Origin of the sequence: Alcaligenes sp. AB3, from assembly GCF_031844565.1 — a bacterium.
Taxonomy (GTDB): domain Bacteria; phylum Pseudomonadota; class Gammaproteobacteria; order Burkholderiales; family Burkholderiaceae_B; genus Alcaligenes; species Alcaligenes faecalis.
In genome coordinates, this window is the sequence record NZ_JAUZVM010000007.1 from 78,117 (window position 1) to 101,750 (window position 23,634).

Below are 23,634 nucleotides of genomic sequence, written 5' to 3' on the forward strand. Positions count from 1 at the left end.
TGGGTGGTTTTTCCTTAACCGGCAGTCAAGCACCACGTGCGGGAATCTTCTATGCTTTTTAAGAATTTGAGTCTGAAGGTCGGCATGACCTTTTGTATTGCTGCTCTGATGGCATTGACAGTGGCCATGGCAGGCTGGGCCCTGTATTACTTTCATGATCTGCTGGCCTTGGGCTCGGGCGACAAGGTGTTGAGCACCCTGCAAGCGCAGCAGAGCACCTTCAACATTGTGCTGACAGCAGTGCTGGTGCTGGCCGTGTTGCTGGGCCTGGCGGCTATCAGCTACTTCTTCCGTCGTGTAGTGCGTCCTTTGGGCGACTTTGCCGCGTACTTTGATGCGATTGCCAAGGGCGATCTGACTCAACGTATCCGCGTGCTGACTGCCAACGAAATCGGTGATCTGTTCGAGTCGCTGGGTCGCATGCAGGAATCCCTGGTCAAGACCACCACCACGGTGCGTCTGGGTCTGGAAGAGATTCACGCCGGTGCTCAGGAAATTGCCCAGGGCAATACCAATATCAGCAGCCGTACCGAAGAGCAGGCCGCTTCCTTGCAGCAGACTGCTGCCAGTATGGAACAACTGGCCGGTACTGTCCGCCAGAACGCCGACAACGCTCAGCAAGCCAACCAGCTGGCCGCAACGGCCTCGGATGTGGCTCATCGTGGCGGCAGCGCTGTCAATGAAGTGGTCGCCACCATGCAAGGCATTTCGGCCAGCTCCAACAAGATCTCCGACATTGTGGGCGTGATCGACAGCATTGCTTTCCAGACCAATATTCTGGCCTTGAATGCGGCTGTGGAAGCGGCACGTGCTGGTGAGCAGGGCAAAGGTTTTGCGGTGGTAGCGGCTGAAGTGCGAGCCTTGGCTCAGCGCAGCGCGCAGGCCGCGCGTGAAATTACTGCCTTGATCGAAGATTCGGTGCGTAAAGTGACGGAAGGTTCCTCGCAAGTGGAACGTGCCGGCGCCACCATGCAGGAAATTGTGGATTCCGTGCGCCGTGTAACCGACATCATGGGCGAGATTACGGCGGCCACGATTGAGCAGTCCTCCGGGATTGATCAGGTGAACCGAGCTGTCTCCCAAATGGATGAAACCACGCAGTACAACGCCCGTCTGGTGGAGCAAGCTGCCCTGGCTTCTTCCGGCCTGAGCGAGCAGGTGACCAAGGTCAATCAGGCCATCGCCTTCTTCCGTTCGCCCGGTACTGAAGTCATTGATGTCAGTGCTCGCCGGGTGGCCAACCGCCGCAGCGTCAATGCCTCCACTTCCGAATCCGAGCAGCGTCGCAACCCATCGTTGAAGAGCAGTGCGGCAGCCAGCAAATCGGCTGGCGCGGCGACCAAGGGCTTGTCTGCGCCGGCGACCGCCAGGGCAGCTGCGCCGGCCAAAGCGTCGGCAGCGGCTCAGGATGATAGCCAGCGCCTGTTGCGCCCCGACCTGAGTGGCAAGCAAAACGCGGCGTCCTCGGATGATGACTGGGAGGAGTTTTAATGTCTTTTCCCCGACTAAGTACCTGGGTCGGGCTGGGACGTAAGACACTGATAGGCTTGTGTTTGTTAACCCTGGCGGCGTGCGCCACCCAGGGTTCCTCCTTCAAGGCTTCGGGTTTGAACGATCTGGTCCTGGGCCAAAGTACTCGTGCCGATGCCGAGCTGTCTTTACAAGGTCGCCCTCATCAGGTCTACCGACAGCTTGATGGCAGTGAAATGGCCGTGTGGTTCCAGGGCACAACCCTGGCAACGGATGCGGTCTATTTTCGACAGGAACTGTGGCTTCAATTCGATGCCCAGGGGCGTTTCCAGCAAGTGGTCAAACGCAGTCATATTCCTTCCTTGTATCGCGAGCAGGCGCGTAGCGCCACCCCTGGCTCGGTCACGATTGAGCACCCTGGCACGGACATGATCACCATCTTGCCGGTCAGCCACTAGAGTTTTCTTTGGATTTAGCAAATGCTGGGTATTGAAAGCAGTCTTCCGTCCGCGTCCCGCGCATCTAAACGTCGTTCTTCCAAATCTTTTCGCCCAAGTTTAAAAGCCGCTTCAGGCCTGAAGATCAGCACCATGCTGATGATCTGCATGGGCTTGTTCATGGTGTTGATTGTGGCTGTCGGTGGTCTGGCAGCGTATTTCCTGCAGCAAAGCGGCGATGCCTTGCGCACCATTAATCGCCAAAGCGATCGTGCCGTACAGGTTCTGCAACTCAGTAACAATATGATGGAAGCGCGTCTTGGCTTGATGAGCGCGGCCCGTTTTTATCAGGAAGCCGGCATCGATAACGACGCCAATACGCTGCAAAGCGCAGACAATCTGGTGATTATGGCTAACCAGAAGCTGGATGAGGTACGCAAGGCTTTTGCGGATATCCGTGCCAACATGCCTACCGAACCGGAGCTGCGCCGACTGGCCATGGGTCTGGTCGCTTCCTATCAGGCGTATCTGGATGATGGCATCGAGCCCATGGTGCAGGCGCTGGAGACGCGCGATTACAGTACTTTTTACTTTGTCAGTGAAGGTTTTGGGGTGCTGCGCGCCGCTACCTTCCAGTTCCGTATTGAAGAGCTGAGCAAGTTCTACAGCGATCAGACCAATTTGTTGCTGGACCAGTCTGAATTGCAAACCAGCGTGGCCAATAGTGCGATTGGGTTGGGCTTGCTGGTTGGCCTGGCCATTATTGTGGCGCTGCGTCTGGTGCTGGGCCGTACCGCCCTGGCACCCTTGCGGGAAGCGGGCGTGCACTTTGACCACATTGCCAATGGAGATCTGACCAAGAAAATTACGTACCGCTCCGCCAATGAGGTGGGGGTCTTGTATGACGCCATGCGTCGCATGCAGCAAAGTCTGCAAGGTATTGTGCTGACCGTGCGCCAAGGTGTGGACGAAATTGCTTCGGGCTCCTCGCAGATTTTTGCAGGTAATACGGACCTGAGTTCCCGTACCGAACAACAGGCCGCTGCCTTGCAGGAAACCGCGGCCAGTCTGGAAGAGCTGGCCAGCACCGTGCGCCAGAACGCGGATAACGCCCATCAGGCAGACCAGCTGGCTCATAACGCTGCCAAGGTAGCGCGTCAGGGCGGGGAATCGGTAGGGGCGGTGGTCAACACCATGAACCAGATTTCTGCCCGTTCCGGGCAAGTGGCTGACATCGTCAACGTGATTGATGGCATTGCCTTCCAAACCAATATTCTGGCCTTGAACGCGGCGGTGGAAGCGGCTCGCGCCGGTGAGCAGGGCAAGGGCTTTGCGGTCGTGGCGGGTGAAGTGCGCAGTCTGGCGCAGCGCAGCGCGCAAGCGGCCAAGGAAATAAAAGGCCTGATCGAAGCCTCGCAAAATGAAGTTCAGACCGGCACTCAACAAGTGGCCAGCGCGGGCGACATTATTCAGGAAGTGGTGCGTGCCGTGAACAGCGTGACCACCTTGATGAGCGAGATTTCCTCCGCTTCCCAGGAGCAGACTGCCGGTATCGAACAGATCAACACCGCCGTGGCTCAAATGGATGCTGTGGTGCAGCAAAATGCATCCTTGGTGGAAGAAGCGGCGGCGGCAGCCGGTTCCTTGCAGTCTCAATCTGAAACCCTGGCCGAGGCAGTGTCCCAGTTCAAGGTTCAGGAAGGCGATGTCATTGACATGGCCGAGCGCGACTACGAGCGCTTGCGTTAAGCGTTTTGTGGGGAAAAACAGGCGTATGCCTATAGTTGAAATCCCCTAGAAAAACAGGGTACGCGAGGGTCATGCTGCATGGCACAATAATTCTTTGCCTATAGCCAGCAGAGACGCCCATGTCCTTCGCGATTCCCGGTGAATCCGTGGCCAAGACGGCGGTGCGCCAAAAGGCGCCCGGTATCTTGGCCTGGTTGATTGCTTACCCGCCTTTTGATCAGATGCAGGCGCAGCACTGCGATTACCTGATCGAACATAGCGAACTGCGTTTTTTTTCAGCCGGACAGGTGTTGCTGGAAGAGGGTGCGCGTGTTGATCAGCTCTATATCGTTCGCCAAGGGCAAATTTCCTGCCAGGAACAAGGGGAAACACATGAGTATGTGGAAGGAGATCTTCTGCCCGTGCGTGAGCTGGTCTCGGGCCAGGCCCTGGGCAGTGCTTACGAGGTGCAGGAAGACTGCTTTACCTTGTGCGTGGCCGGTGAAGCCGTTGCCCATTTGCTGACTATCAGCGAACCTTTTCGGGATTACTGCCTGCGTGGTGCCAGCAGCTTGCTGGCCTCGGTCTGGCGCAGTGCACAGCAAAGCGCCAGTGCGGATCTGGGGGCAAGTTATACGCTGGACATGAGCCTGCAAGCGCTGACTGAACGCGGTTTGCTCAGCTGCTTGCCGGATTGCCCGGTCGAGCAGGCGGTGAAAGACATGCACGAGCGTCAGGTCAGCAGCATGGTGGTGGTCAATCCGGATCAGCACTTGCTGGGTATCTTTACCTTGCGAGACTTGCGCCGATTGGTGGCGGGTGGCCAGTACGATCCGACCCAGGCCATGTCTCAAGTCATGACACCAGATCCGGTCTGGCTGGCTCCGCAATCCTCGGCCTTTGATGCGGCTTTGCTGATGGTAGAGCATCAGATCGGTCATATCTGTCTGGTTCAGGGCCATAAAGTTGTGGGTATGGTGTCCGAGCGCGATGTGTTCTCCTTGCAGCGCGTGGATCTGGTGCATTTATCGCGTGCTTTGCGCTGTGCCCAGGACGTATCTGTGTTGGTGCGTCTGCAGTCGGACATTGGGCGGCTGGTGGATGCCATGCTGGCCCACGGTGCGCGTTCTGAACAACTGACTGCCGTAATTACGCGCTTGAACGACCATACGGTTCAGCGCACGATTGAATTGACCTTGCCCGGCTCCGGGCTGGATGGCATCGAGTTCTGCTGGCTGGCCTTTGGCAGTCAGGCCCGTGGCGAACAAACCCGTCATACCGATCAGGACAACGGCATTTTGTTTGCTGCCCATTCGCCCGAACAGGCCAAGGCTCATCGGGCCTTGCTTTTGCCGTTTGCCCGTCGGGTGAACGAGGCTCTGGACCGCTGCGGGATGGTCTGGTGCACCGGCAATATCATGGCCAGCAATCCTGAGCTGTGCCTGTCTGAGGCCGAGTGGTTGCATCGCTTCCAGATCATGATTGAACGGCCTGCGCCCGAACAATTACTGGAATCCACGATTTTCTTTGATTGCCGTGCCATCTGGGGCCAAAGCAGCATGTTGCAACGCATGCAGCGTCGGGTTCTGGGCATGGTGAACGACAACCCTGTGTTCCAGCGCATGCTGGCCCAAAGCACCTGTCAGACCCGCATTCCTAGTGGTAAAAAGCGCAGTCGTCTGGAAGCGCTGATGGGGCAGGGCGATGACAAGCTGGACATCAAGAAACAGGCCTTGGCTCCGATGGTGGATGTGCTGCGTGTGCTGGCCCTGGCGCATGGTTGCGAACTGGCCTCGTCCATGGACAGGCTGGCCGTGCTGACTCAGCGCGGTGTCTTTACGGCCGAGGAGTCAGAGGGCCTGTGCGAGGCCTACCGCTATTTGCAATTGCTGCGCTTGCAACATCATCAAACCCAGTTGCAGCAGGGGCAGGAATCCAACAATCTGGTGCGTTTGAGCACGTTGGGTGCACTGGATGCACGTGTCTTGCGTGAGGCCTTGTCGCAGGTGCGTCGTGCCCAACGTATTCTGGCTTTCCGGTATCGCTTATGAAACTGCTTTCCTGGCTACCTTGGCGTAAATCCTCTTTTGCCGCACGCAGTCCCTCCTTGTCCTGGAGCGGGGTGGACGAACTGGCGTTGGACGAAGCGGCGTTTACTGTGCTGGATCTGGAAACCAGTGGTCTGGAGCCCAAGCGCCACCATATCGTTCAGATGGGTGCGGTCCGCTTGGAAAACGGTTCGATTGCCCTGGGCAATATCTGGTCCGGTCTGGTTCGGTCCCAGGGTGAACGCAGTCATGAAAGTCTGCTGATTCATGAGATCAGCCCGCAACAACAGGAAGAAGGCGAGCCACTACCCCAGCTGATGCGAGACTTTGCCCGCTATTCCGAAAACACGGTATGGGTCGCCTGGGATGCTGATTTTGATCTGGCGTTTCTGGATCGTGCCTGGCCGAAGGCGGGCCTGGAGCAGGCCCGGCCTTTGGCTCTGGATTTGGCTGAACTGGCTGCGTGTGTATTGCCCGACTGGCGTGGTCGTCGTTTGGGCCTGGACGATTGCTTGAAATATTGTGGCTTGCCCGTAAGTGATCGCCATGACGCCTTGGGTGATGCCTTGGTCAGTGCACAGTTGATGCAGTTATTGATCGGACGTGCCCAGCAGAAAGGCATTCTGACCATCGGGCAGGCCCGGCGCCTGATGCAGTCGCACAAGCAACGGCAGGCCCACGCGTTTTAAGAGCCTGCCAGTCCCAGCGCGACCCGCATCATGGCTTCATAGCCGGAGTTGAACAGCTGGGTCAGGAAGGGCGTGGTCTGAGGGATGACCACGGTCAGCAAGGTCAGGCCGATTGTCAGCGTAATCGGGAAACCCACAGCAAAAATCGTCAATTGCTGGGCGGTACGGTTCAAGATCCCGAAGGCCAGGTTAATGGTCAGCAGCACGATAATCAGTGGCAGGGCCAGCAACATGCCCGACACCCACAATTCGCTGCTCCAATCGAGCAAGGCGCCCCAGCCATTGATGTTCAGGTCTGCACCGATGGGCAGCACATGGAAGGTGCGCACCAGCACGCCCAGCAAGAGCAGATGGCCGTTCAGGGCCAGAAAGGTCAGCACCGCAATCACGTTCAGCAGCCGCGATAGCACGGCCGTATTCGCGCCGGTGGCCGGGTCAAAAAATGACGCAAAGGACAGGCCCATTTGCAGGCCGATGAACTCGCCTGCCGTCTGTACTGCGGCAAACACGATGCGCATGGTCAAACCCAGCGCGACACCGATGAACACTTGCTGCGCGGCAATCAGCAGGGCCTCGTAAGAGGCTGTGGGCAGATCGGGCAGGGGGGGCAGCGAGGGCGCGATAATCAGGGTCAGGATAAAGCCCAGGCCGATTTTGGCCCGCTTGGGGATGGCGGATTCGCTAAAAAAGGGAACGGTAGCCAGGGTGGCCAGAATACGGATGAAGGGCCACAGAAAGGCATTGAGCCAGGCATGGAGCTGGGCGGAGTTCAGGTCGAGCACGGCACGCCTAGGGCCTGTTCAGTGGACCAGGCATTGCGCTTTGCCCGTCACGGATTTGCGTACTCACGGAAGGCTCCTTGTCGCGCTGGCCGGTCTTAGTTGACCAGCCCGGGAATGCCACGCAACAGTCCCTGCATGTAGTCGACCATATTGTTGATCAACCAGGGGCCCAGCAAAACCACCGTAATGCCCATGGCCAGCAGCTTGGGGATGAAGGACAGCGTCATCTCGTTGATCTGGGTGGCTGCCTGGAAAATACTGATGCCCAGACCTACCACCAGCACCACGATCAACATGGGACCGGCCATGGACAGGGCTAGTTTCAAGGCGGTGTAGGTCATGGACATGACGGTTTCGGGAGTCATGGCAGTCCTTTATTGGTAGAAGCTGCGGGCCAGGGAACCCAGCAGCAGATGCCAGCCATCGGCCAGCACAAACAGCATGAGCTTGAAGGGCAGCGAGATGGTCACCGGCGGGACCATCATCATCCCCAGGGACATCAGGACGCTGGCAATGACCAGGTCAATGATCAGAAAGGGGATGAAAATCGTAAAGCCGATCTGGAAGGCGGTTTTCAGCTCGCTGGTTACAAAAGCCGGTACCAGTACGCGCAAGGGCACATCTTCCGGCGTTTCCAGTTCCGCCACACCGGCCATATCGCCAAACAGTTTCAAGTCTGCTTCGCGGGTCTGGTGCAGCATGAAGGTTTTCAGGGGCTGGGCACCTTGTTCCAGCGCGGCCTCAAAGCTGATCTTGTTCTCCGACAAGGGCTTGTAGGCGTCCTGATAGACCTGATCAAACACCGGCGACATCACAAAGAAAGTCAGAAACAGGGCCAGGCCCACCAGCACGGTGTTGGGCGGCGCCGTACCGGTACCCATGGCATTGCGCAGCAGCCCCAGCACAATAATGACGCGGGTAAAGCCGGTCATCATCAGCAAGGCGGCTGGCAGGAAGGACATCATGGTCAGCATGGCCAGCGTCTGGATGCTGAGCGACCAGGTTTGCGAGCCGTTCGGACCTGCCGTGCTGGTAATGGCTGGAACAGCCTGGGCCCAGGCCTCGGACGGCAGGAACAGGCTGATCAGGGCCAGAAGCAGCAGGCCGAAGCGCCGGGCGGGAAAAAGGAGTGCGGTCATGATGCGGTCAGCGGGGTGCACGGTGCTGGTCCAGATGAGCCAGGAAGTCCGGCTCGGAGCCAGCAGGCGTCGTGGTGTGCAGCAGGCTGATCTGCTGAGGGGTGATGCCAATCAGAATTTCGCGGTCATCAATCTGGACCAGGGCCACGCTGCTGCGTGGCCCCAGACGTCGATTGTCCAGAATCTTGATGCGTTGCTGGTTTTTGTTTTTCAACAAGCCGCCACGGCGGGCAAGCCAGGCTGCTGCCAGAATCAGGCCTACAACCAGCAGCAGGCTAAGCATGATTCTGACGAGCTGGGCTTGTTCCATGGTCTAGCGGCGGCCGTTCAGGCGCTGGATACGGTCCGATGGGGTCACGATGTCGGTGACACGAATACCGTACTTGTCGTCCACGACAACCACTTCGCCCTGGGCAATCAGGTAGCCGTTCACGTAAATATCCAGCGGTTCACCGGCCAGACCGTCCAGTTCCACCACCGAGCCCTGGCCCAGTTGCAAAATGTTCTTGATCGTCAGGCGCGTACGGCCCAGCTCCACCGACAGCTGAACAGGGATGTCCATGATCATGTCGATGTCGGTGGTGGCGTTGGCCTGGGCGTGCTCCATGGGCGGGAACAGATTGCTGGCCGGGCTGGGTTCATGCACAGGCGCGGCCGCGCTTTGCTCGGCCAGAGCCGAGGCCCAGTCGTCTTCCAGAGGCTGCTCCAGTCCCTGGGCCTGGGTGCTGCTTTGGCTGCCAGCCTGTTGCTCAGCCATCGCGGCTGCCCAGTCGTCCTCGGGCGCAGACCGGTCGTTAGGGTTGTGAGGGTCGCTCATAGGGACTTACCTTTAGTCAAATCGCTGTCGTTGGTGGCCAAGATGTTTTCTACCCGCAAGGAGTAGCGGCCACCGGAGGTGCCGTACTGGCATTCCAGAACCGGCACGCCATCCACGTGGGCTTCAATAAGGGTGGGGATTTCAATCGGCAACACATCATTGACCTTGAGCTGGGTCAGCTCGGCAATGGTCATGTCTATATTGACGAAGTTGGCAATCAGTTCGACCTCGGCGCTGCGCACCTGGCGCGAGAGCTGCTGGGTCCAGCGCTGGTCGATGGCATTGGTGCCCTTGTCCTGCAAGGGGCGCGTCAGAAGGTCGCGCACCGGCTCGATCATGGAGTAGGGCAGGCAGATATTCAGATTGCCGCCCTGGGCACCAAATTCAATATTGAAGGAGGTCACCACCACAATGTCGTTGCTGCTGCTGATGCTGGCAAACTTGGTGTGCATCTCCGAGCGCATGTACTCTGCTTCGAGCGGGTAGATGGATTCCCAGGCGCCGCAGTAGCTCTCCAGCGTCAGGGTCAGCAAGCGCTGGATGATGCGCTGCTCGGTCGTGGTGAAGTCGCGGCCTTCGACGCGGGTGTTGTAGCGGCCATGGCCACCGAACAGGCTGTCGATAATCAGAAAGACCAGATTCGGGTCGAAGGTAAACAGCGACACGCCGCGCAAGGGCTTTAAGGCAACCATGTTCAGGTTGCTAGGCACGGGCAGATTGCGCTCGAAGTCCGAGTACTTCTGAATACGAATGGAGCCCACGGTGATGTCTGCGTTGCGGCGCATGAAGCTGAGCATGGTCGAGCGCAAGCGACGGGCAAAGCGCTCGTTGATCAGCTCCAGGGTCTGCATGCGGTGACGCACCACCCGGTCTGGCGAGGTCAGGTCATAGGCCCGTACGCCAGTCAGGTTTTCGTTCAAGGGCTTGGTGTCAGCGCCTTCGCCGGTTACACCGGCCAGCAGTGCATCGACTTCGTCTTGGGATAGGAAGCTCTGATACGACATTTATTGGATGACAAAGGCGGTGAACAGGACATCATTGATGTACGGTACAGCAGTGTTGGGCGCGTAGGGCTCTTTCAGGCCGGCGCTTAGCTGTGCAACCAAGGCTTGACGCCCTTCGGAAGTCTGGATGTAGGTGGGGCGCTGTTCAGCCAGTATCTTGAGCACGCGGTCCCGCACCATGGGCATGTATTCCACCAGCATGGCACGCGAGCCATCGTCCTGGACGCGCAAGGTAATGCCTACGTACAAGATACGCGAGCGACCATTCTCGTTCAGGGTGACGGTAAAGGGGTCCAGTGGCGCAAAGATGGGCTTGGCGTTGACCTTGACCACAGGAGGCTCGTCCGGGGCCGGAGCGGCTTCAACCGACTGGCCTTTTTCTGCCCAGGCCAACCAGGCAGGCGTGCTGCTTTGTTGCAGGGAGTAGTACAGCGTTGCGCCCACGCTAGCGGCGATAATAAACAGAACCAGCAGACCGGTTTTCATCAGGCGTGCAAGTTTGGTGGGTGCTTTTCGGGCCATGTGATGTGAGCGATGAATTTTCTAGCGTATTACAAACAGACAAACGCATGTCTGGCCTGAGCCTGACTGCATGCCTGAGCTATTGTGCCGGAGGTGGGACAGGACAGGCCCGGCGAATAGACGCTGCTTTTCGAGCTTAATCATGCTTTTTGTCGGGCTGTCTGTGGGACTGTGAATCAGGCGAAGGTATCAACCAGCGCGTTGGGGTTCAGCGAGCGGCTGGCGCTGCTGTTCACCAAGGGGCTGGTTTGGTCAGCGGACGCCACGCCGTTCAGGCTGAAGGCGGGTTGATCGCCTTGATTGCCCTTGGCGGCCAGTTGCTCGTGAAAGGCCTGGTGCGAGGCGTGCTGGTCGCCTACATCAGCCTGTCCCAGGGTCAGCCCGTTTTCTGCAAACTGCTGTTGCAGCTGCTGCAAGGATTGTTCCAGGGCGTGGCGCACTTGAGCGTGGGGCGAGGTAATCATGGCGTGGGCCATGCCGTCCTGCATTTGCAAGGTAATGCGCAAAGGACCCAGTTCAGGCGGGTCCAGGCGGATGTCGGCACTTTGAATACCGCCCTGAGCCTGTTGGGCCAGAGTAATCATTTGGCGACCCATGGCGGCACCCCATTCGGGGGACTGTATGGGCGTGGCAATGGTCAGTGCCATGGGGCTGGGCAAGGCCGCCGGGCTGCTGGCCTGGATCGCGCCGGGTGTGGCGGTCAACTGGGCCAGCAAGGATGCATCCAGGGCAGGCAGATTCAGATTGACACCAGCGCGAGCGTCTTCAGCAATTTGTCGTCCAAAGGCCGCCAGGGATGCCGATGCTTCCTCCATCAAATGAGTTTGGGACGAGGCAGCATTCGCAGCGAGGGTGGCGTTGATCGGGTTGTTGTTCAGTACTTGCGCAGCATTGGCCGCCGATTTGCGGTTAGGGGTGGCAGCCAGCGGATGGCTGGTTTCGACGGCTTTCGGCAAGGCCAGCTCGGCGCTCAGATCAAGCTCGGTTTCCGCTTCCAGGGCTTTCAGGGGCGCGGTCTGGGGCTGACGGCTGCTTGGCTCGGCTACCAGATGCTGGCGTGTGTTGGCGGCGCTCAGCGGCAGCTTGCTATCGGTGAGTGCCGCTTTGGGATCAGTTTTGCTGTTCTTGATCGCCTGCACTTGCGACAGAATCGACAAGGCCATGGCGGGCAGGCCGCTATCGGCCGAGGCGTCGGTGTTCAGTTCCAGATCGCTTTGATCGGCAATCAGCAGGGCAGGGTCCTTGATCAGGGTGTCCAGCTCGCTGGCCTCGGCCTGCTCGGCCACTGCTTCCGCCAGTGGGGTGCCATCAGCGGGAGCCTGAGCTTTGGCGCTGTCCTGCTTGGCGGCTGTCGGTGTTTTGCCAGCCCCTTTGTTTTGCACCTGTTGCTGTTGCGTTTGCAGGTGCTGGGCAAAGCCTTCGTCTTTGGGCGCGTGCGCAGCCGCAGGCCCGGCCGTGTTGGTGGCGGGGGCCGAGGGTGCGGCAGGGGCCGCAGGTAAAACCGAAAGAGTGGGCGAAGTCATGGCGGCGCTTGTTTAATAGGCGGTCTGGCTACGGGTAAAGAGACGAGCAGCGATTTCATCGCTGTTACGCTGTTCCATTCTTTGTTGCTGGACTTGCTGGGTCTGGAGCCGGCGGTCGATCAAGGTTTCATACGCTTTCAGACGTTGCTGATGGCCATACCAGACCTGGCGTCCCTGTTCCATTTGCTCTTCCAGCGATTGGATAACACTATTTTGCTGGGAAATGGCCTGGTCCAATGTCACGATAAAGCGGCGGAAATTGTGGTAGTTCGCCATGGTTACCCCGGTTTGACCGACATCCAGCAGGCGCTGGGCGTAGTCCTGGCGATAGGTCTGCAACATTTCCAGCTGCGACTGGGCGGCCTCGCGCTGTGTGCGCAGCTCCTGCAAATGGCGGGCGGCATCGTCCACATTGTTCTGACTGAGATCGACCAGCGTATGTAAAGAGGCGTTGGCTTTCATGGCTATTGCTCGCTATTTAAAACGGCGTTCAATTCATCAAAGGCGCGTGGCACGTCCACCCGTTGCTGCATGCCCTGGCGCAGATAGGCTTCCAGCCAGGGGAAACGGTCAATGGCCTGATCAATGGCAGGATCGTTGCCACGGGTGTAGGCGCCGACCGCAATCAGGTCGCGGTTGCGCTGATAGCTGGAGAGCAGGCCCTTGAAGCGGTGCACCATCTTGATTTGCTCCGGGCCCACAATGCTGGGCATGACACGCGAGATGGAGGCCTCGATATCAATGGCCGGGTAATGGCCGGTTTCCGCCAGACTGCGGGACAGCACAATATGGCCGTCCAGAATTGCGCGGGCCGAGTCGGCGATCGGGTCCTGCTGGTCGTCGCCTTCGGTCAGCACGGTGTAGAACGCGGTGATCGAGCCGCAACGGCCTTGCGCATTGGGTTCGCCATTGCCAGCGCGCTCGACCAGAGCAGGCAGCTTGGCAAACACGGAAGGAGGGTAGCCTTTGGTGGCTGGTGGCTCGCCAATTGCCAGAGCGATTTCGCGCTGGGCCATGGCATAGCGTGTCAGCGAATCCATGATCAGCAAGACGTTTTTTCCTTCGTCACGGAAAAACTCGGCCAGACGGGTGGCGTACACCGCGCCTTGCAAACGCAGCAGGGGAGAGACATCAGCGGGCGCGGCGACTACAACCGAGCGTTGCAGGCCTTCTTCGCCCAGGTTGTGCTCAATAAATTCTTTCACTTCGCGGCCCCGTTCACCGATCAGGCCCACGACAATAATGTCGGCCTGGGTGTAGCGGGCCATCATGCCCAGCAGCACACTCTTGCCCACGCCAGAGCCGGCGAACAGGCCCATGCGCTGACCACGGCCTACCGTCAGCAAGCCATTGATCGCACGCACGCCTACGTCCAGAACCGTATCGATGGGGCTGCGCTTGAGCGGATTGGGAGTGGTGTGACTGAGCGAGACGCAGGCTTGCGCGTCGATGGGGCCCAGACCGTCCAGAGGATTGCCGCTGCCATCGACGACTCGACCCAGCAAGCCGGGGCCAACCGGAACATGGCGGGAACGCGCCTGAGCCGGCAGGCTGTCGGGCTGATCGGAATCGGGCAGTGGCACGGGCGGCTGTAATTGAGCTTCAACCGGCACAACACGTGCGCCGGGAGGCAGGCCGGAGATTTCGCTCAAGGGCATCAGATACAGAGACCGGCCTTCGAAACCCACGACCTCGGCTTCAGCCCAGATGTTTTGCGCGGCAGACAGTTCCACTTTGCAGGCAGCCCCTACCGCCAGCTTCAAACCCGTCGCCTCCAGCACCAGACCGGTGGCGCGGACAACACGGCCACTGCGCAGGCTGGGCTCAATGGCCTGAACCCGCTGTTGTGCGGAAAGTAGCTGGGCGCGCCAGCGTTCGGGAGAGGAGGCCAGAAGGGGCGTTGCCATCACGGCTCCGAGGAAACCGGCAAGCCCAGGCTGGCCAGGGCTCGTTTCCAGCGGGTGGCAAAGGTAGCGTCAATATCGCCATAGCTGGAACGTACACGGCATTCGCCGCGTTGCAACTGAGCATCTTCCTGCAAACGCCAGGCGCGGGGTTCACCTTGTTCAATCAGAAATTCACGTACCAGGCTGATGTCGTCCGGGTGCAAGCTCAGCTCCAGGGCGCTGGTATCGCCCGGATCGCTGCGCAGCACCTCGGCCACCAGATCGCGAATGCGGCTGGGCTCCGTTTTGATGGTGCTTTGCAAGACATGCTCGGCAATGCGCGTGGCCAGATGAATCAGGGACTGACCCATTTCCTGATCCATCAATTCGATGGATTGGGCGCAGTTCTGGTTCAGGGCAACAAATTCCTTGATGTACTGGTCGATCTGTTCCTGAGCCTTGGCCATGCCGGCTGCCATTCCGGCTTCATACCCTTGAGCATGACCGCTTTCCTGACCTGCTGCCAGACCGGCGGCATGGCCTTGGTTGTAACCGGCCTGATAGCCCTGGCTATGGCCTTCTTCCTGGGCCTGGCTGCGCTGGTTCTCCAGGTCGCGCTGCAGCTCTTCCTGAGTGGGCGGGACAAATTCCGGCTCTTCCGGCTCCGGGGCAACGACAGGGTCATCCAGCCCCTGCATTTGCCAGCGGCTCCAGCTTTCCTGAAGTTCCGAATAGGCCGACGCTTTACGGTGGCTGGACATTTACAGGCTCCCGCGCAGGCGGTTCGTGCCCGGGCACAAGATCGTAACGGCTTGGACGGGCAAGGTTTGCCCAAACGAGGCCGTCTTAGACATACTCGTCCCCACTCAGGCCGCCCAGCGTAATCTGACCCGCTTCGGCCAGACGACGGGCCACCTGCACAATGGCTTTTTGTTCCTGCTCCACTTTGGACATGCGGATCGGGCCTTGGGCGTCGATGTCTTCGCGCAGCATTTCGGCGGCACGGTTGGACATATTGCGGAAGAACTTGTCGCGCAACTCTTCGGGTGCGCCTTTCAGGGCAATCGTCAATGCAGAGGTCTCGATTTCCTTGAGCAGCAGCTGGATGGCAATGTCTTCCACATCGGCCAGGTTCTCGAAAACGAACATCTCGTCCACGATGCGCTGGGTCAGGTCGGCATCCATGCCGCGCAAACTGGTCAGGACGGACTCTTCCAGGCTGGCGTTCATGTAATTGAGCATTTCGGCTGCCGTACGTGGGCCACCCATCTTGCTGCGTTTGGCTCCCTGGCCCGATAGCATGCCGTTCAGCACTTCGGTCAGCTCGTTCAGGGCAGTGGGTTGCACACCACCAAAGGTCGCAATACGCAGGACGACATCATCGCGCAAACGATCCGGAATGAAGCCCAGAATGTCGGCAGCGCGATCACGCTCCAGATGCACCAGAATCGTGGCAATAATTTGCGGGTGTTCGTCGGCAATCAGCTCGGCCACGCTGGACGCATCCAGCCAGTTCAGGGCATCAATACCGCTGCTGGAGCCTTCGCTGTTTTCCAGCAAGTCTTCGATCAGACCAGCGGCCCGGTCCGAGCCCAGCGCCTTGTTCAGTACCGAGCGGATGTAGGCGTTGGAGTCCAGCGCCACGGCCATGAACTGATCGGCCTCCTGCCGAAAGCTCTCCAGAGCCTCGTCCATATCGGCACGGGTCAGTTGTTTCAGGGATGCCATGGCGGTACTGAGCTGTTGTACCTCGCGAGGCGAGAGGTGGCGAAACACCTCGGCGGCGGCATCTTCACCCAAGGACATCATCAAAATCGCACTGCGTTCGATGGAATCGTCCGGTTTAGCCGTTTTCATTTTTTTCATCTTTGTTCAACCAGGAGCGCAACACCATAGCCACAGCGCGTGGGTCATCGTGAGCCATCGTGCGGGCGGTGTTCAGATTCTCTTCGTAGCGGCTCATTTCGGCGGCACGTTGTTCAGCGGCCTGTTCGCGAGCAGATTCCTCTTTCTGGCGCTCGACGCGGGCGTCAGCCACCGCCTTGGCCTGGATCAGACCCTGGATGATGGGGTTGATGACGATGCGCCATGCCATGAACAAAATGAATGCAAAGACCAGATACTTGATCAATTCCATGGCCAGCTCTCGGTATTCCGGATTTTTCCAGAAGGGGGTATCAATATCGCCTTGCTCGTTGAACTGTCCGTTCACCACGCTCAGGCTATCGCCTCGATCAGCCGAGTAACCAACGGCTTGCTTGACCAGATCACTGATCTTGTCCAGTTCTTCCTGCTCCAGCGGCTGTTGCTCCTTGTCCGTATTGCGGTAGTTCACCACCACGGCCACCGACAGGCGGCTGAGCTGACCCAAAGGACCTTTGACATGGCTGATGGTGCGATCCACTTCGTAGTTCACGGTGGAGTCATTACGCGCATTGCCGGTGTTTTGCAGCAGGCGGGCTTGTTCGGCCAGGGACACCAGCGAAGGGTCTGTACCGGCAGCGGTCGCGTTCGCGGCATTGGCAGTTTGTGCGGCGGCATTGGCCGGGTCGGTGGCTGGAGCGGCAGGTGCCTGGGGCTGATTCGGCGCAGCAGGCGGGTTCACCAGATTGGCGGTGGCATTGTTGGGAGCCTGATTGCTCAAGGCGCCAGGTACGCCCTGGGGCTGCTGCGGATTGCGCTGCAGGGAAGAGCTGGTCTGCTGGCTGCGCACCGCTGCCTGACCGGGTTGCTGGTTGGGTTTGTAGACCTCGGAGGTCTGCTCGCGGCGCGAGAAGTCTACTTCTGCTGTTACCTGGGCGCGGACGTTGCCAGCACCGACCAAAGGGTTCAGCAAGGTCAGAATGCGCTGGACGGCGCGGTATTCAATGTCGTTTACAAAATTGCGCTGCTGATTATCAGCACCCATCTCGCCAGTGGGCGCTGTCAGCAGGCGGCCGTTCTGGTCAATGATGGAAACCTTGTCGGCATGCAGATTGGGCACGCTGGAGGAGATCAGCCAGCTGATGGCGGAAACCTGGCCTTCGCTCAGGTCGCGGCCCGGATACAGCGACAGCACCACCGAGGCCGTGGGGGACTGGCGATCACGCACAAACAAGGTTTCACGCGGCATGGCCAAGTGAACGCGCGCTTCCTTGACGGCATGCACGGCCTTGATGGAGTTGGCCAGCTCGCCTTCCAGGGCGCGCTGATACGTTACTTGCTCGGTGAACTGGCTGGCACCAAAGCGGCTTTGATCCAGCAGCTCGAAACCGGCATTGCCACTGCGTGGCAAACCTTGCGAGGCCATTTGCATGCGCACATCGTGCACACGATCCTGCGGCACCAGAATGGCGGTACCGTTGCTGTTGAACTGATAGGGCACGTTCATCTGGCCCAGGGCCGAGACAATCGCACCGCCATCGCGGTCGTCCAGATTGGAGAACAGAACCTGGTAGCTAGGGCCGCGGCTCCACAGCAAGAGGGCGACAATCAGAGCAATCAGTGCGGCACCCAGCCCGATCAGCGCGACCTTGGGCAAGGCGCGCAGCGTGTCGTAGCCAGGAAGTTTGTTCAGCAACTGTGCTGTCTGACTCATGGGCGAGGCAGAGGCAGGGTTCTGCATGGAATCAGGGGAGTTCAAATCAGGACGTGCTCAGGCAGCATTAAGGAAAGGGCGGCGGGCATGAAAGAATCAGGCGCTTATACCGGCATACTGGCAATTTCTTGGTAGGCGGCCACTAAGCGGTTGCGTACCTGGACGGTGGCCTGGAAGCCGACGCTGGCTTTTTGCAGGTCAATCATCACGTCATTCAAGGAAATTCCGGGCTCGCCCATTTCAAAGGCCTGGGCCTGGGCGCTGGCTTCATTTTGTGCCTGGGACACCCGGTTCAAGGAGCGGGCCAGCTCGGCGGCAAAGCCACCGGGAGCGGCGCTGCTGGCCGAGGAGGACACAGAACTGGAAGCCCCGGCCGCTTGTGCAACCGCGCGCATCTGGGCCAAAAGGTTTTCAATGCTGGAAAGATTGGAAATCGACATATTCGCTTGCCAGAAAGTCAGGATGGGCCGCGCGCACAGGTGCGGGCAGCTTGCCGTGCTTAATGTAACGTTTAGAACGCGAGGCTAAGCAGGGTATCTAAGCCCAAAAACAGGGGCTTTTCAGCCCTTATAAACAGCAGGCTCAGGGTTTTGGGGCGTCGTGCAGGGCCTGCAAGGCTTGTGTGGCCTGGGGATGGCCCTGTTCCAGTGCGTAGAGCCAGGCCAGCAATTCGGCTACGGCCTGATAGAGCTGAGGGGGGATGTGGCGGTCCAGATCCACCTGCATCAACAGGCCGACCAGTTCGGGGGACTCGTGCACATAGAGATTGTGCTCGCGCGCGGTCTCGATGATTTTCTCGGCCAGCGTGCCATAGCCTTTGGCGACCACCCGTGGTGCACCGTCCTTGGGGTCGTAGCGTAAAGCCAGAGCCTGGGGGCGAGGGGTGGGAGAATCATGGCTCATCGGGCTGGTCCTGCGGCAGGTTCGGATCGGCTTCAATCTGCAGTTGGCTCAGGAGCAGTCCCTGATCTTGCAGGCGCTCACGCAAGGGCAGGCTGTTCTCATCCAGATAGTCGGCGGATTGGTCGGCCTGTATATGGACCAGCAGTTGCTGATTCAAAAGGTTGAGCCGCAAGGTGATTGGGCCCAGTGTGGGCAGATCCAGTTGCAGGGTGCTGGACCAGTGTTCGGTTTCATCGTCCGACTGAGCCTCGTGTCGTTGCACCGTCCAGTTCATGTCGGCATCCGGCCAGGCCTGTCCTTGCCATTGCAGGTTTTGGTGGGCCAGCGTGTCCAGTTGCTGACGTACCAGCATGCTAGTGGCTGGGTCTTGGGCGCTCGCCTGGGCTTGCGTGCTGTGGCTGGTGCCGGTGCTGGTTTCAGCCAGGGGGCGATTCAGATTTTGCGGTTCTTGCTGCAATTCGCCCACACTGCGTTGCCCAAAGTGCAGATCGCTAAGGTGCGACTCATAAAACAGCCCGCTTTGTTGCAGGGCCTGGGGCAAGGCTTGGGTGAAATGCTGGGCAAGGGCGGCGGTACTGCCGGTGGGCAGTGCGCCATGGGTGGTTGCGCCAGTAGCCGCAGTGCCTGTGCCAGGCATTCCTGCAGGTGCTCCTGTTCCAGCGGCGCCGCTGCCTGCGGTCGCGGCACTGGCAGAGCCGGTGTTTGCTCCACCCGTTGCGGTGCTGCCGGGCAAGGGCAGTCGCTGTTGGGCCAGAGTCGCAATTGTGCTGGCGGTATTCTGTGCTGAGCCTGAGCGTGCACCCGCCTGACTGTCGCCACCAGGGCGCGTGGATTCATTGCCGTCCGTTTGCAGGGTGGGGCGGCCAGGCAGCAGAGCCTGTCGTCCCTGGATGGCAGGAGCACGATCCGGGAAGCGCTCCAGCAAGGACAGAATCAGTTGGGCAGTGCGCCCCAGCGTGGTGGGTGCCGAGCTGGTAGTGGCTGTATTGGGCCCACGTGCATGCAGGGCCGGGTCTGTCGAAGTTTGACCGCTTTGTGTGCGGATGTTCCGGCTGTCGCGGCCCTGAGTATGGGCGCGGGCCTGGTCTACGCTTTGGCGTTGATCGCGAGCTGTTTGATTTTCAGCGCGCTCGGGGCGTTGACTGCCCGGTGTCTGGCTGATCGCATCGGGGCGGGCGCCCGTGGCGATATTGCTTTGCTGTCCAGTGCTGATACCCAGAACGGCATCCAGCCGTTGAATAAGCAGCGTCCCCAAGGGGGAGGGGCCGCCTATGCTCATGGATGAACGCTAGGGCTGTAATACGCTTGCAAAACCGTTTGCTGGCGCTTCATATTGCCCAGCAGTGCACCCAGACGGCCCAGTTCGGGGGTGGCCAGATGACGGATCTGGGCATCGTCTTCCAGGATTTGGGTCAGCAACTGGCGGCGTGCCTGCTTTTCGGTAACAGACAGGTCTTCCATGTTCTTGAGCTTTTCCACGGCGAGTTGATAGTGTTCGGACTGTTCAAACACATCCTCCCAGCGTGCCGTTTGGGCAAGCTCCAGCATGTGACGGGTGATGCTGGCGATAATTTGATATTGATCGACGATCGGGTTAGAGGTATCGCTCATGTTCGTACCAGGCGCTAAAGGCGCAAAGGAGGTTGGAGGTGCGGGTCAGGAACAGAACCTGTCCTGCGAGCCCCGGAGTCAAGCTGGCTGCTTGGCACGTTGGGTATCAACATTGCTGCGCCAGGCATCGGCAATATCGGTCAGCAAACGCTCGGCCAGCGTCAGCTTTTCCGCGTCATTGCGAAGGTTGGCCAGCATCAGATTGTGCAGGATCAGGTCGTAGGTGGCGACCAGATTGCGGGCCAGCTCTCCGCCCTTTTCGGTATCGACCGCCATTTTCAGGCCGCTATCGACAATATCAATAGCCTTCGATAAAGACTGCCCCCGCCCGGCAATATTGCCCTGTTCCATATGCAAGCGTGCTTGCAGCATGGCGGTGCGAGCACCGTTAAATAACAGGGTAATCAGGTGTTCCGGGCTTGCGCTCAAGACCTCGGTTTCCAGACCTACTTGAGCGTAGGCGCGAACCGATTGTTGGCCAAAACGACGGGAAGGGGCAGGATAGCTCATAGGGGTTTATTTATTGCTGTTCATATTGCCCAGCATGGACAGTTGCTGGCTCAAGTAGTTGCTGGTGCCTTGCATGCGGTTGATCATCACGTCCAGCTGGACGAACTGCTTGCGGTAGGCTTCCATCTTGTTTTCGATACGCTGGTCGGCGGCGTCGAATTGGTCTTGCAGCTTCTTGCCGACTTTTTCGGCACCTTCCTGAGCGTTATCAATACGGCCGCCTTTCTTGATGAACTCGTCTGCCGCCGCCTGTACGCGACCGGCAACGCTGTTCTCGCCCACGAACATGTTCTTGACGTCCGCCATATTGGTCTTCAGGACTTCATTGAGCTTTTTCTCGTCCAGTTGCAGATCGCCTGTCTTGGGGTCGATGTTGATGCCCAAGCCCACCATGGAGCGGATCTCGCCTTCGCCGGGCACAAAGCCCAGGGTGGCGTCGCGCATGGCGTTTTGTGCTTCACGGGCCATGGAGTCGCCGGTCAGGGCGGCGCCTTGTTTCAGATCGACGTTGTAGGCGGTCAGGGCGCGAATCGATTTGTTGAACTTGTTGTAGGCGTCGACGTAGTCTTTTACCGCTTTGGTAGCCACACTATCGTCTTTGGCGACCTCCACATTGATCGGTTCATCACCGGCCTTGTTCAGTGTGATTTCCAGACCTTCGATCGTATCTTTCAGGGTATTGCTCTGGCTGGTGATGGCAATGCCGTTCACGGTCAGCTTGGCGTTCAGTGCCTTGGTTTGCTCAAAGCCGCTGGCGGCCGGGTTGCTGGCATCAAAACTGAGCACATCGGCCAGTTCGTTATTGCCGTCCACGCGAATCGAGCTGATCGAGGCGGCTTCCCCGGTTGCACCGGCTGACAATTGCAAGCGGTAGGGCTCGTCCGGGTCGCCAGTATTGATAATAGTGGCTTTCATGCCCAGATCGGGGTCGGCATTGATGGCGTTCATCACGCCCTGCAAGGACGTGTCCTGCCCTTTCAGGTCCAGGGTGTGTTCGGTGCCATTGGCCAGACGAACGGTAATTTGCCCGCCTTCGCCAATTGCGGTGTCGCGGGATTCATGGGCGGGGGCCGTCAGGGTTTGACGAGTCGCCAGATTATCGACCTTGATCACGTACTGACCGGGGGCTGCCTGGGGTTTGCCGGTCACCTTGATGTTTTCGCTATTGGCAGTGACTTTGACCGCGCCAAACGAGTCTTCCGAGTTCAGTGCCTTGGCGGCAGTCTGGAGTTCCGCCAGACTGCTTTTGAGCTGACCGTAGGCTGAAATCTTGTTGGTATTGGCAACCTGGCGGTTCTGGATGACAGCAAGGCTCTTCTTTTCCGTCTTGCGCAGATCTTCCAGCAACTCGTCCAGCTTCAGACCCGAGCCCACGCCAATTGAAGAAATAGCCATATCAAATACTCCTGTAGTGTCCTATTTTGTCGCGAATGTGTCGCGCGCAAAGCCCATGTCAATGGGAAGTTTCGATGCCAGTTTGGTTTTTAGACCTTCACGCTGACTTGGTTGCCCTGCAACTGAACGATCATCTTGGCAATCTGGATCACCGCGTCAGAAGGGACGGTGCGCAGAACCTCGCCGGTCGTGTTGTCCACAATCGAGACCACCAGACGCTGGGCTTCATCGTCCATATTGAAGCGAATGCCGGTGGACCAGGCCTGCAGGGAGTTGTTGATCTGGTCCAGGGTGTCGTCCAGCGTGTTCACCATGCCGGGCACGGGCTCGCGTTTATCGGGCCAGCGTTGCTGCAACTGGGTATCGGTACTGCTTTCCTTGATGGGAGTCACCGTGGTGGCTGCAGAAGGCATAGGGGTGCCGGGGTTTTGCTCCACAGGGGAGGCCAGGGGCACCAAGGCCGTCGTTTGAGATGAAACTGAGTTGATCATGACATCACTCCAAAAGGGGCTTGGTGGCAGGCCAGCAAAAAGGGCAGGGCTTGGCACCTGTAACGCTCCAATTACGGCACCCACGCGCGTATCTTTAGGAGATATTTTGGTTTTTGGCCCGGTCAGGCCCGTTTAAAGCCTGAACAAGATGGCGAAAGACTGTTTGATTTGGGGACTGTGTGGCAGGGCTGGCAGGCAAAATAGCTCAATCTTTATTGTCCGGATTCGTGCCTGTCCATGCCTCGTTCAGAAGACGTCCTGGTTGAGCAGTACGCCCCATTGGTGCGCCGCCAAGCGCTCCAGCTCGTGTCGCGCCTGCCTCCCAGTGTCGAGCTGGATGATTTGATGCAGGCGGGCATGATGGGTCTGCTGGACGCGGTGCGCCGGTATCAGGTGGTGGCCGAGGCCCAGTTTGAGACCTATGCCGTCACCCGAATCCGCGGAGCCATGCTGGACGAATTGCGCAGCCAGGACTGGCTGCCGCGTAGCGTGCGCTCCAAAGCGCGCCAGATCGAAGTGGCCGTCAGCAGCTTGCGTCAGGAACTGCTGCGCGAGCCTACCGAGCCTGAAATTGCCGAAGCGCTGTCCATGAGCATGGACGATTACTACGAATTGCTGGATGAAGCGGTCGGCGTGCAGGTGATTCACTACGAAGACCTGAAACGCCACGCGGATCCCTCCGCCGATGCGCTGGAGTTTCTGGAAGACAGCACGCGTGAGCAGGCGTACTTCGACAATCCCCTGAACCTGCTGACCTCCCAGGGTTTGCGACAAGCCCTGATTACCGCCATCGACCAACTGCCCGAACGTGAAAAATTGCTGTTCGCGCTGCAATTCGAGCAGGACCTGAACCAGAAGGAAATTGCTCTGGTGTTGGGCGTGACAGAAGGGCGTGTATCCCAACTGCGCAGCCAGGCCGTGGCCCGTATCCGCGCCAGTCTGGCGAAAGACCAGTGGGATGCCATTTCCGATAGCGCGGAATTTCAGGTGTTGTTGTAAGTTCGTGTTGAACCATAACCGGCCTGCCTTTTGTAGGGTGACACCTCGTTTGTTTGAGGTTTTGGTCGAGGAGGACATGGCCAAGCAGGATCTGGATGAGCTG

At 58.9% G+C, this 23,634-nt stretch carries 26 protein-coding genes; 6 read left to right on the forward strand and 20 right to left on the reverse strand.

Going from position 1 to position 23,634, the window contains the following annotated elements:
- Positions 1-51: 51 nt before the first annotated feature.
- The 5 genes from Q9R35_RS14340 to Q9R35_RS14360 all read left to right on the forward strand — a co-directional run bounded on the left by Q9R35_RS14340 (position 52) and on the right by Q9R35_RS14360 (position 6,372).
- A complete protein-coding gene (locus tag Q9R35_RS14340) occupies positions 52-1,491 on the forward strand; it encodes a methyl-accepting chemotaxis protein (protein WP_269848156.1) in 1,440 nt (479 codons plus the stop codon).
- Entirely contained in the window at positions 1,491-1,928 is a 438-nt protein-coding gene (locus Q9R35_RS14345) for a hypothetical protein (protein WP_086068898.1), read from the forward strand. The genes Q9R35_RS14340 and Q9R35_RS14345 overlap by 1 nt, the downstream gene beginning before the upstream one ends.
- Positions 1,929-1,949: 21 nt before the next feature.
- On the forward strand, positions 1,950-3,656 hold the full coding sequence (locus tag Q9R35_RS14350; protein ID WP_042487524.1) for a methyl-accepting chemotaxis protein: 1,707 nt from the start codon (positions 1,950-1,952) through the stop codon (positions 3,654-3,656).
- Positions 3,657-3,775: 119 nt separating this feature from the next.
- Entirely contained in the window at positions 3,776-5,686 is a 1,911-nt protein-coding gene (locus tag Q9R35_RS14355) for a DUF294 nucleotidyltransferase-like domain-containing protein (protein ID WP_311220020.1), read from the forward strand.
- Positions 5,683-6,372 (forward strand): PolC-type DNA polymerase III, encoded by a 690-nt coding sequence (locus Q9R35_RS14360; protein ID WP_042487516.1) that lies wholly within the window; start codon positions 5,683-5,685, stop codon positions 6,370-6,372. Before Q9R35_RS14355 ends, Q9R35_RS14360 begins: the two co-directional genes overlap by 4 nt.
- Here the strand turns inward: Q9R35_RS14360 and fliR are convergent.
- The 20 genes from fliR to Q9R35_RS14460 all read right to left on the reverse strand — a co-directional run bounded on the left by fliR (position 6,369) and on the right by Q9R35_RS14460 (position 22,532).
- Positions 6,369-7,154 carry a flagellar biosynthetic protein FliR gene (gene fliR, locus Q9R35_RS14365; RefSeq protein ID WP_045931733.1) on the reverse strand — a complete coding sequence of 262 codons (786 nt, stop codon included), beginning with the start codon at positions 7,152-7,154 and terminating at the stop codon, positions 6,369-6,371. The genes Q9R35_RS14360 and fliR overlap by 4 nt on opposite strands.
- Positions 7,155-7,249: 95 nt before the next feature.
- Positions 7,250-7,519, reverse strand: coding sequence for a flagellar biosynthesis protein FliQ (gene fliQ / locus Q9R35_RS14370; RefSeq protein WP_003804652.1), 270 nt, complete (start codon positions 7,517-7,519; stop codon positions 7,250-7,252).
- A 9-nt stretch (positions 7,520-7,528) separates the two neighbouring features.
- Entirely contained in the window at positions 7,529-8,293 is a 765-nt protein-coding gene (gene fliP, locus Q9R35_RS14375; RefSeq protein ID WP_311220021.1) for a flagellar type III secretion system pore protein FliP, read from the reverse strand.
- A gap of 7 nt (positions 8,294-8,300) precedes the next feature.
- A complete protein-coding gene (gene fliO, locus Q9R35_RS14380) occupies positions 8,301-8,576 on the reverse strand; it encodes a flagellar biosynthetic protein FliO (RefSeq protein WP_311220022.1) in 276 nt (91 codons plus the stop codon).
- Positions 8,577-8,606: 30 nt separating this feature from the next.
- The gene (gene fliN / locus Q9R35_RS14385; RefSeq protein WP_045931731.1) at positions 8,607-9,110 is read right to left on the reverse strand and encodes a flagellar motor switch protein FliN; all 504 of its coding nucleotides are present in this window, start codon (positions 9,108-9,110) and stop codon (positions 8,607-8,609) included.
- Positions 9,107-10,114: a flagellar motor switch protein FliM gene (gene fliM / locus Q9R35_RS14390; RefSeq protein WP_042487505.1), complete on the reverse strand. Its 1,008-nt coding sequence runs from the start codon at positions 10,112-10,114 to the stop codon at positions 9,107-9,109. The genes fliN and fliM overlap by 4 nt, the downstream gene beginning before the upstream one ends.
- Positions 10,115-10,600, reverse strand: a complete 486-nt coding sequence (locus tag Q9R35_RS14395; RefSeq protein WP_223254005.1) for a flagellar basal body-associated FliL family protein — start codon at positions 10,598-10,600, stop codon at positions 10,115-10,117. It lies immediately after the preceding gene.
- A 212-nt stretch (positions 10,601-10,812) separates the two neighbouring features.
- A complete protein-coding gene (locus Q9R35_RS14400; RefSeq protein ID WP_231691549.1) occupies positions 10,813-12,159 on the reverse strand; it encodes a flagellar hook-length control protein FliK in 1,347 nt (448 codons plus the stop codon).
- 12 nt (positions 12,160-12,171) lie between these two features.
- Positions 12,172-12,621, reverse strand: coding sequence for a flagellar export protein FliJ (gene fliJ / locus Q9R35_RS14405; RefSeq protein WP_042487500.1), 450 nt, complete (start codon positions 12,619-12,621; stop codon positions 12,172-12,174).
- Positions 12,622-12,623: 2 nt separating this feature from the next.
- Positions 12,624-14,066 (reverse strand): flagellar protein export ATPase FliI, encoded by a 1,443-nt coding sequence (gene fliI, locus Q9R35_RS14410; RefSeq protein ID WP_063692862.1) that lies wholly within the window; start codon positions 14,064-14,066, stop codon positions 12,624-12,626.
- The gene (fliH, locus tag Q9R35_RS14415) at positions 14,066-14,806 is read right to left on the reverse strand and encodes a flagellar assembly protein FliH (protein ID WP_199265577.1); all 741 of its coding nucleotides are present in this window, start codon (positions 14,804-14,806) and stop codon (positions 14,066-14,068) included. Before fliH ends, fliI begins: the two co-directional genes overlap by 1 nt.
- An 85-nt stretch (positions 14,807-14,891) precedes the next feature.
- Positions 14,892-15,902 (reverse strand): flagellar motor switch protein FliG, encoded by a 1,011-nt coding sequence (gene fliG, locus Q9R35_RS14420; RefSeq protein ID WP_042487491.1) that lies wholly within the window; start codon positions 15,900-15,902, stop codon positions 14,892-14,894.
- Positions 15,889-17,622, reverse strand: coding sequence for a flagellar basal-body MS-ring/collar protein FliF (fliF, locus tag Q9R35_RS14425; protein ID WP_042487723.1), 1,734 nt, complete (start codon positions 17,620-17,622; stop codon positions 15,889-15,891). Before fliF ends, fliG begins: the two co-directional genes overlap by 14 nt.
- Positions 17,623-17,726: 104 nt before the next feature.
- Positions 17,727-18,062: a flagellar hook-basal body complex protein FliE gene (gene fliE / locus Q9R35_RS14430; RefSeq protein ID WP_042487488.1), complete on the reverse strand. Its 336-nt coding sequence runs from the start codon at positions 18,060-18,062 to the stop codon at positions 17,727-17,729.
- Between the two features lie 142 nt (positions 18,063-18,204).
- Positions 18,205-18,525: an EscU/YscU/HrcU family type III secretion system export apparatus switch protein gene (locus Q9R35_RS14435; protein ID WP_045931729.1), complete on the reverse strand. Its 321-nt coding sequence runs from the start codon at positions 18,523-18,525 to the stop codon at positions 18,205-18,207.
- Positions 18,515-19,804 (reverse strand): flagellar hook-length control protein FliK, encoded by a 1,290-nt coding sequence (locus Q9R35_RS14440; RefSeq protein ID WP_042487480.1) that lies wholly within the window; start codon positions 19,802-19,804, stop codon positions 18,515-18,517. Before Q9R35_RS14440 ends, Q9R35_RS14435 begins: the two co-directional genes overlap by 11 nt.
- Positions 19,801-20,136, reverse strand: coding sequence for a flagellar protein FliT (locus Q9R35_RS14445; protein ID WP_021446816.1), 336 nt, complete (start codon positions 20,134-20,136; stop codon positions 19,801-19,803). Before Q9R35_RS14445 ends, Q9R35_RS14440 begins: the two co-directional genes overlap by 4 nt.
- 78 nt (positions 20,137-20,214) lie before the next feature.
- Positions 20,215-20,646: a flagellar export chaperone FliS gene (gene fliS / locus Q9R35_RS14450; RefSeq protein WP_026484537.1), complete on the reverse strand. Its 432-nt coding sequence runs from the start codon at positions 20,644-20,646 to the stop codon at positions 20,215-20,217.
- Between the two features lie 6 nt (positions 20,647-20,652).
- Positions 20,653-22,041 carry a flagellar filament capping protein FliD gene (gene fliD / locus Q9R35_RS14455; RefSeq protein WP_063692872.1) on the reverse strand — a complete coding sequence of 463 codons (1,389 nt, stop codon included), beginning with the start codon at positions 22,039-22,041 and terminating at the stop codon, positions 20,653-20,655.
- 89 nt (positions 22,042-22,130) lie between these two features.
- Complete coding sequence (locus Q9R35_RS14460; RefSeq protein ID WP_045931726.1) at positions 22,131-22,532, reverse strand: flagellar protein FlaG; 402 nt, start codon at positions 22,530-22,532, stop codon at positions 22,131-22,133.
- A gap of 237 nt (positions 22,533-22,769) precedes the next feature.
- Here Q9R35_RS14460 and Q9R35_RS14465 point away from each other — a divergent pair, with 237 nt between their 5' ends.
- On the forward strand, positions 22,770-23,531 hold the full coding sequence (locus Q9R35_RS14465; RefSeq protein WP_045931725.1) for an RNA polymerase sigma factor FliA: 762 nt from the start codon (positions 22,770-22,772) through the stop codon (positions 23,529-23,531).
- Positions 23,532-23,634: the final 103 nt, after the last annotated feature.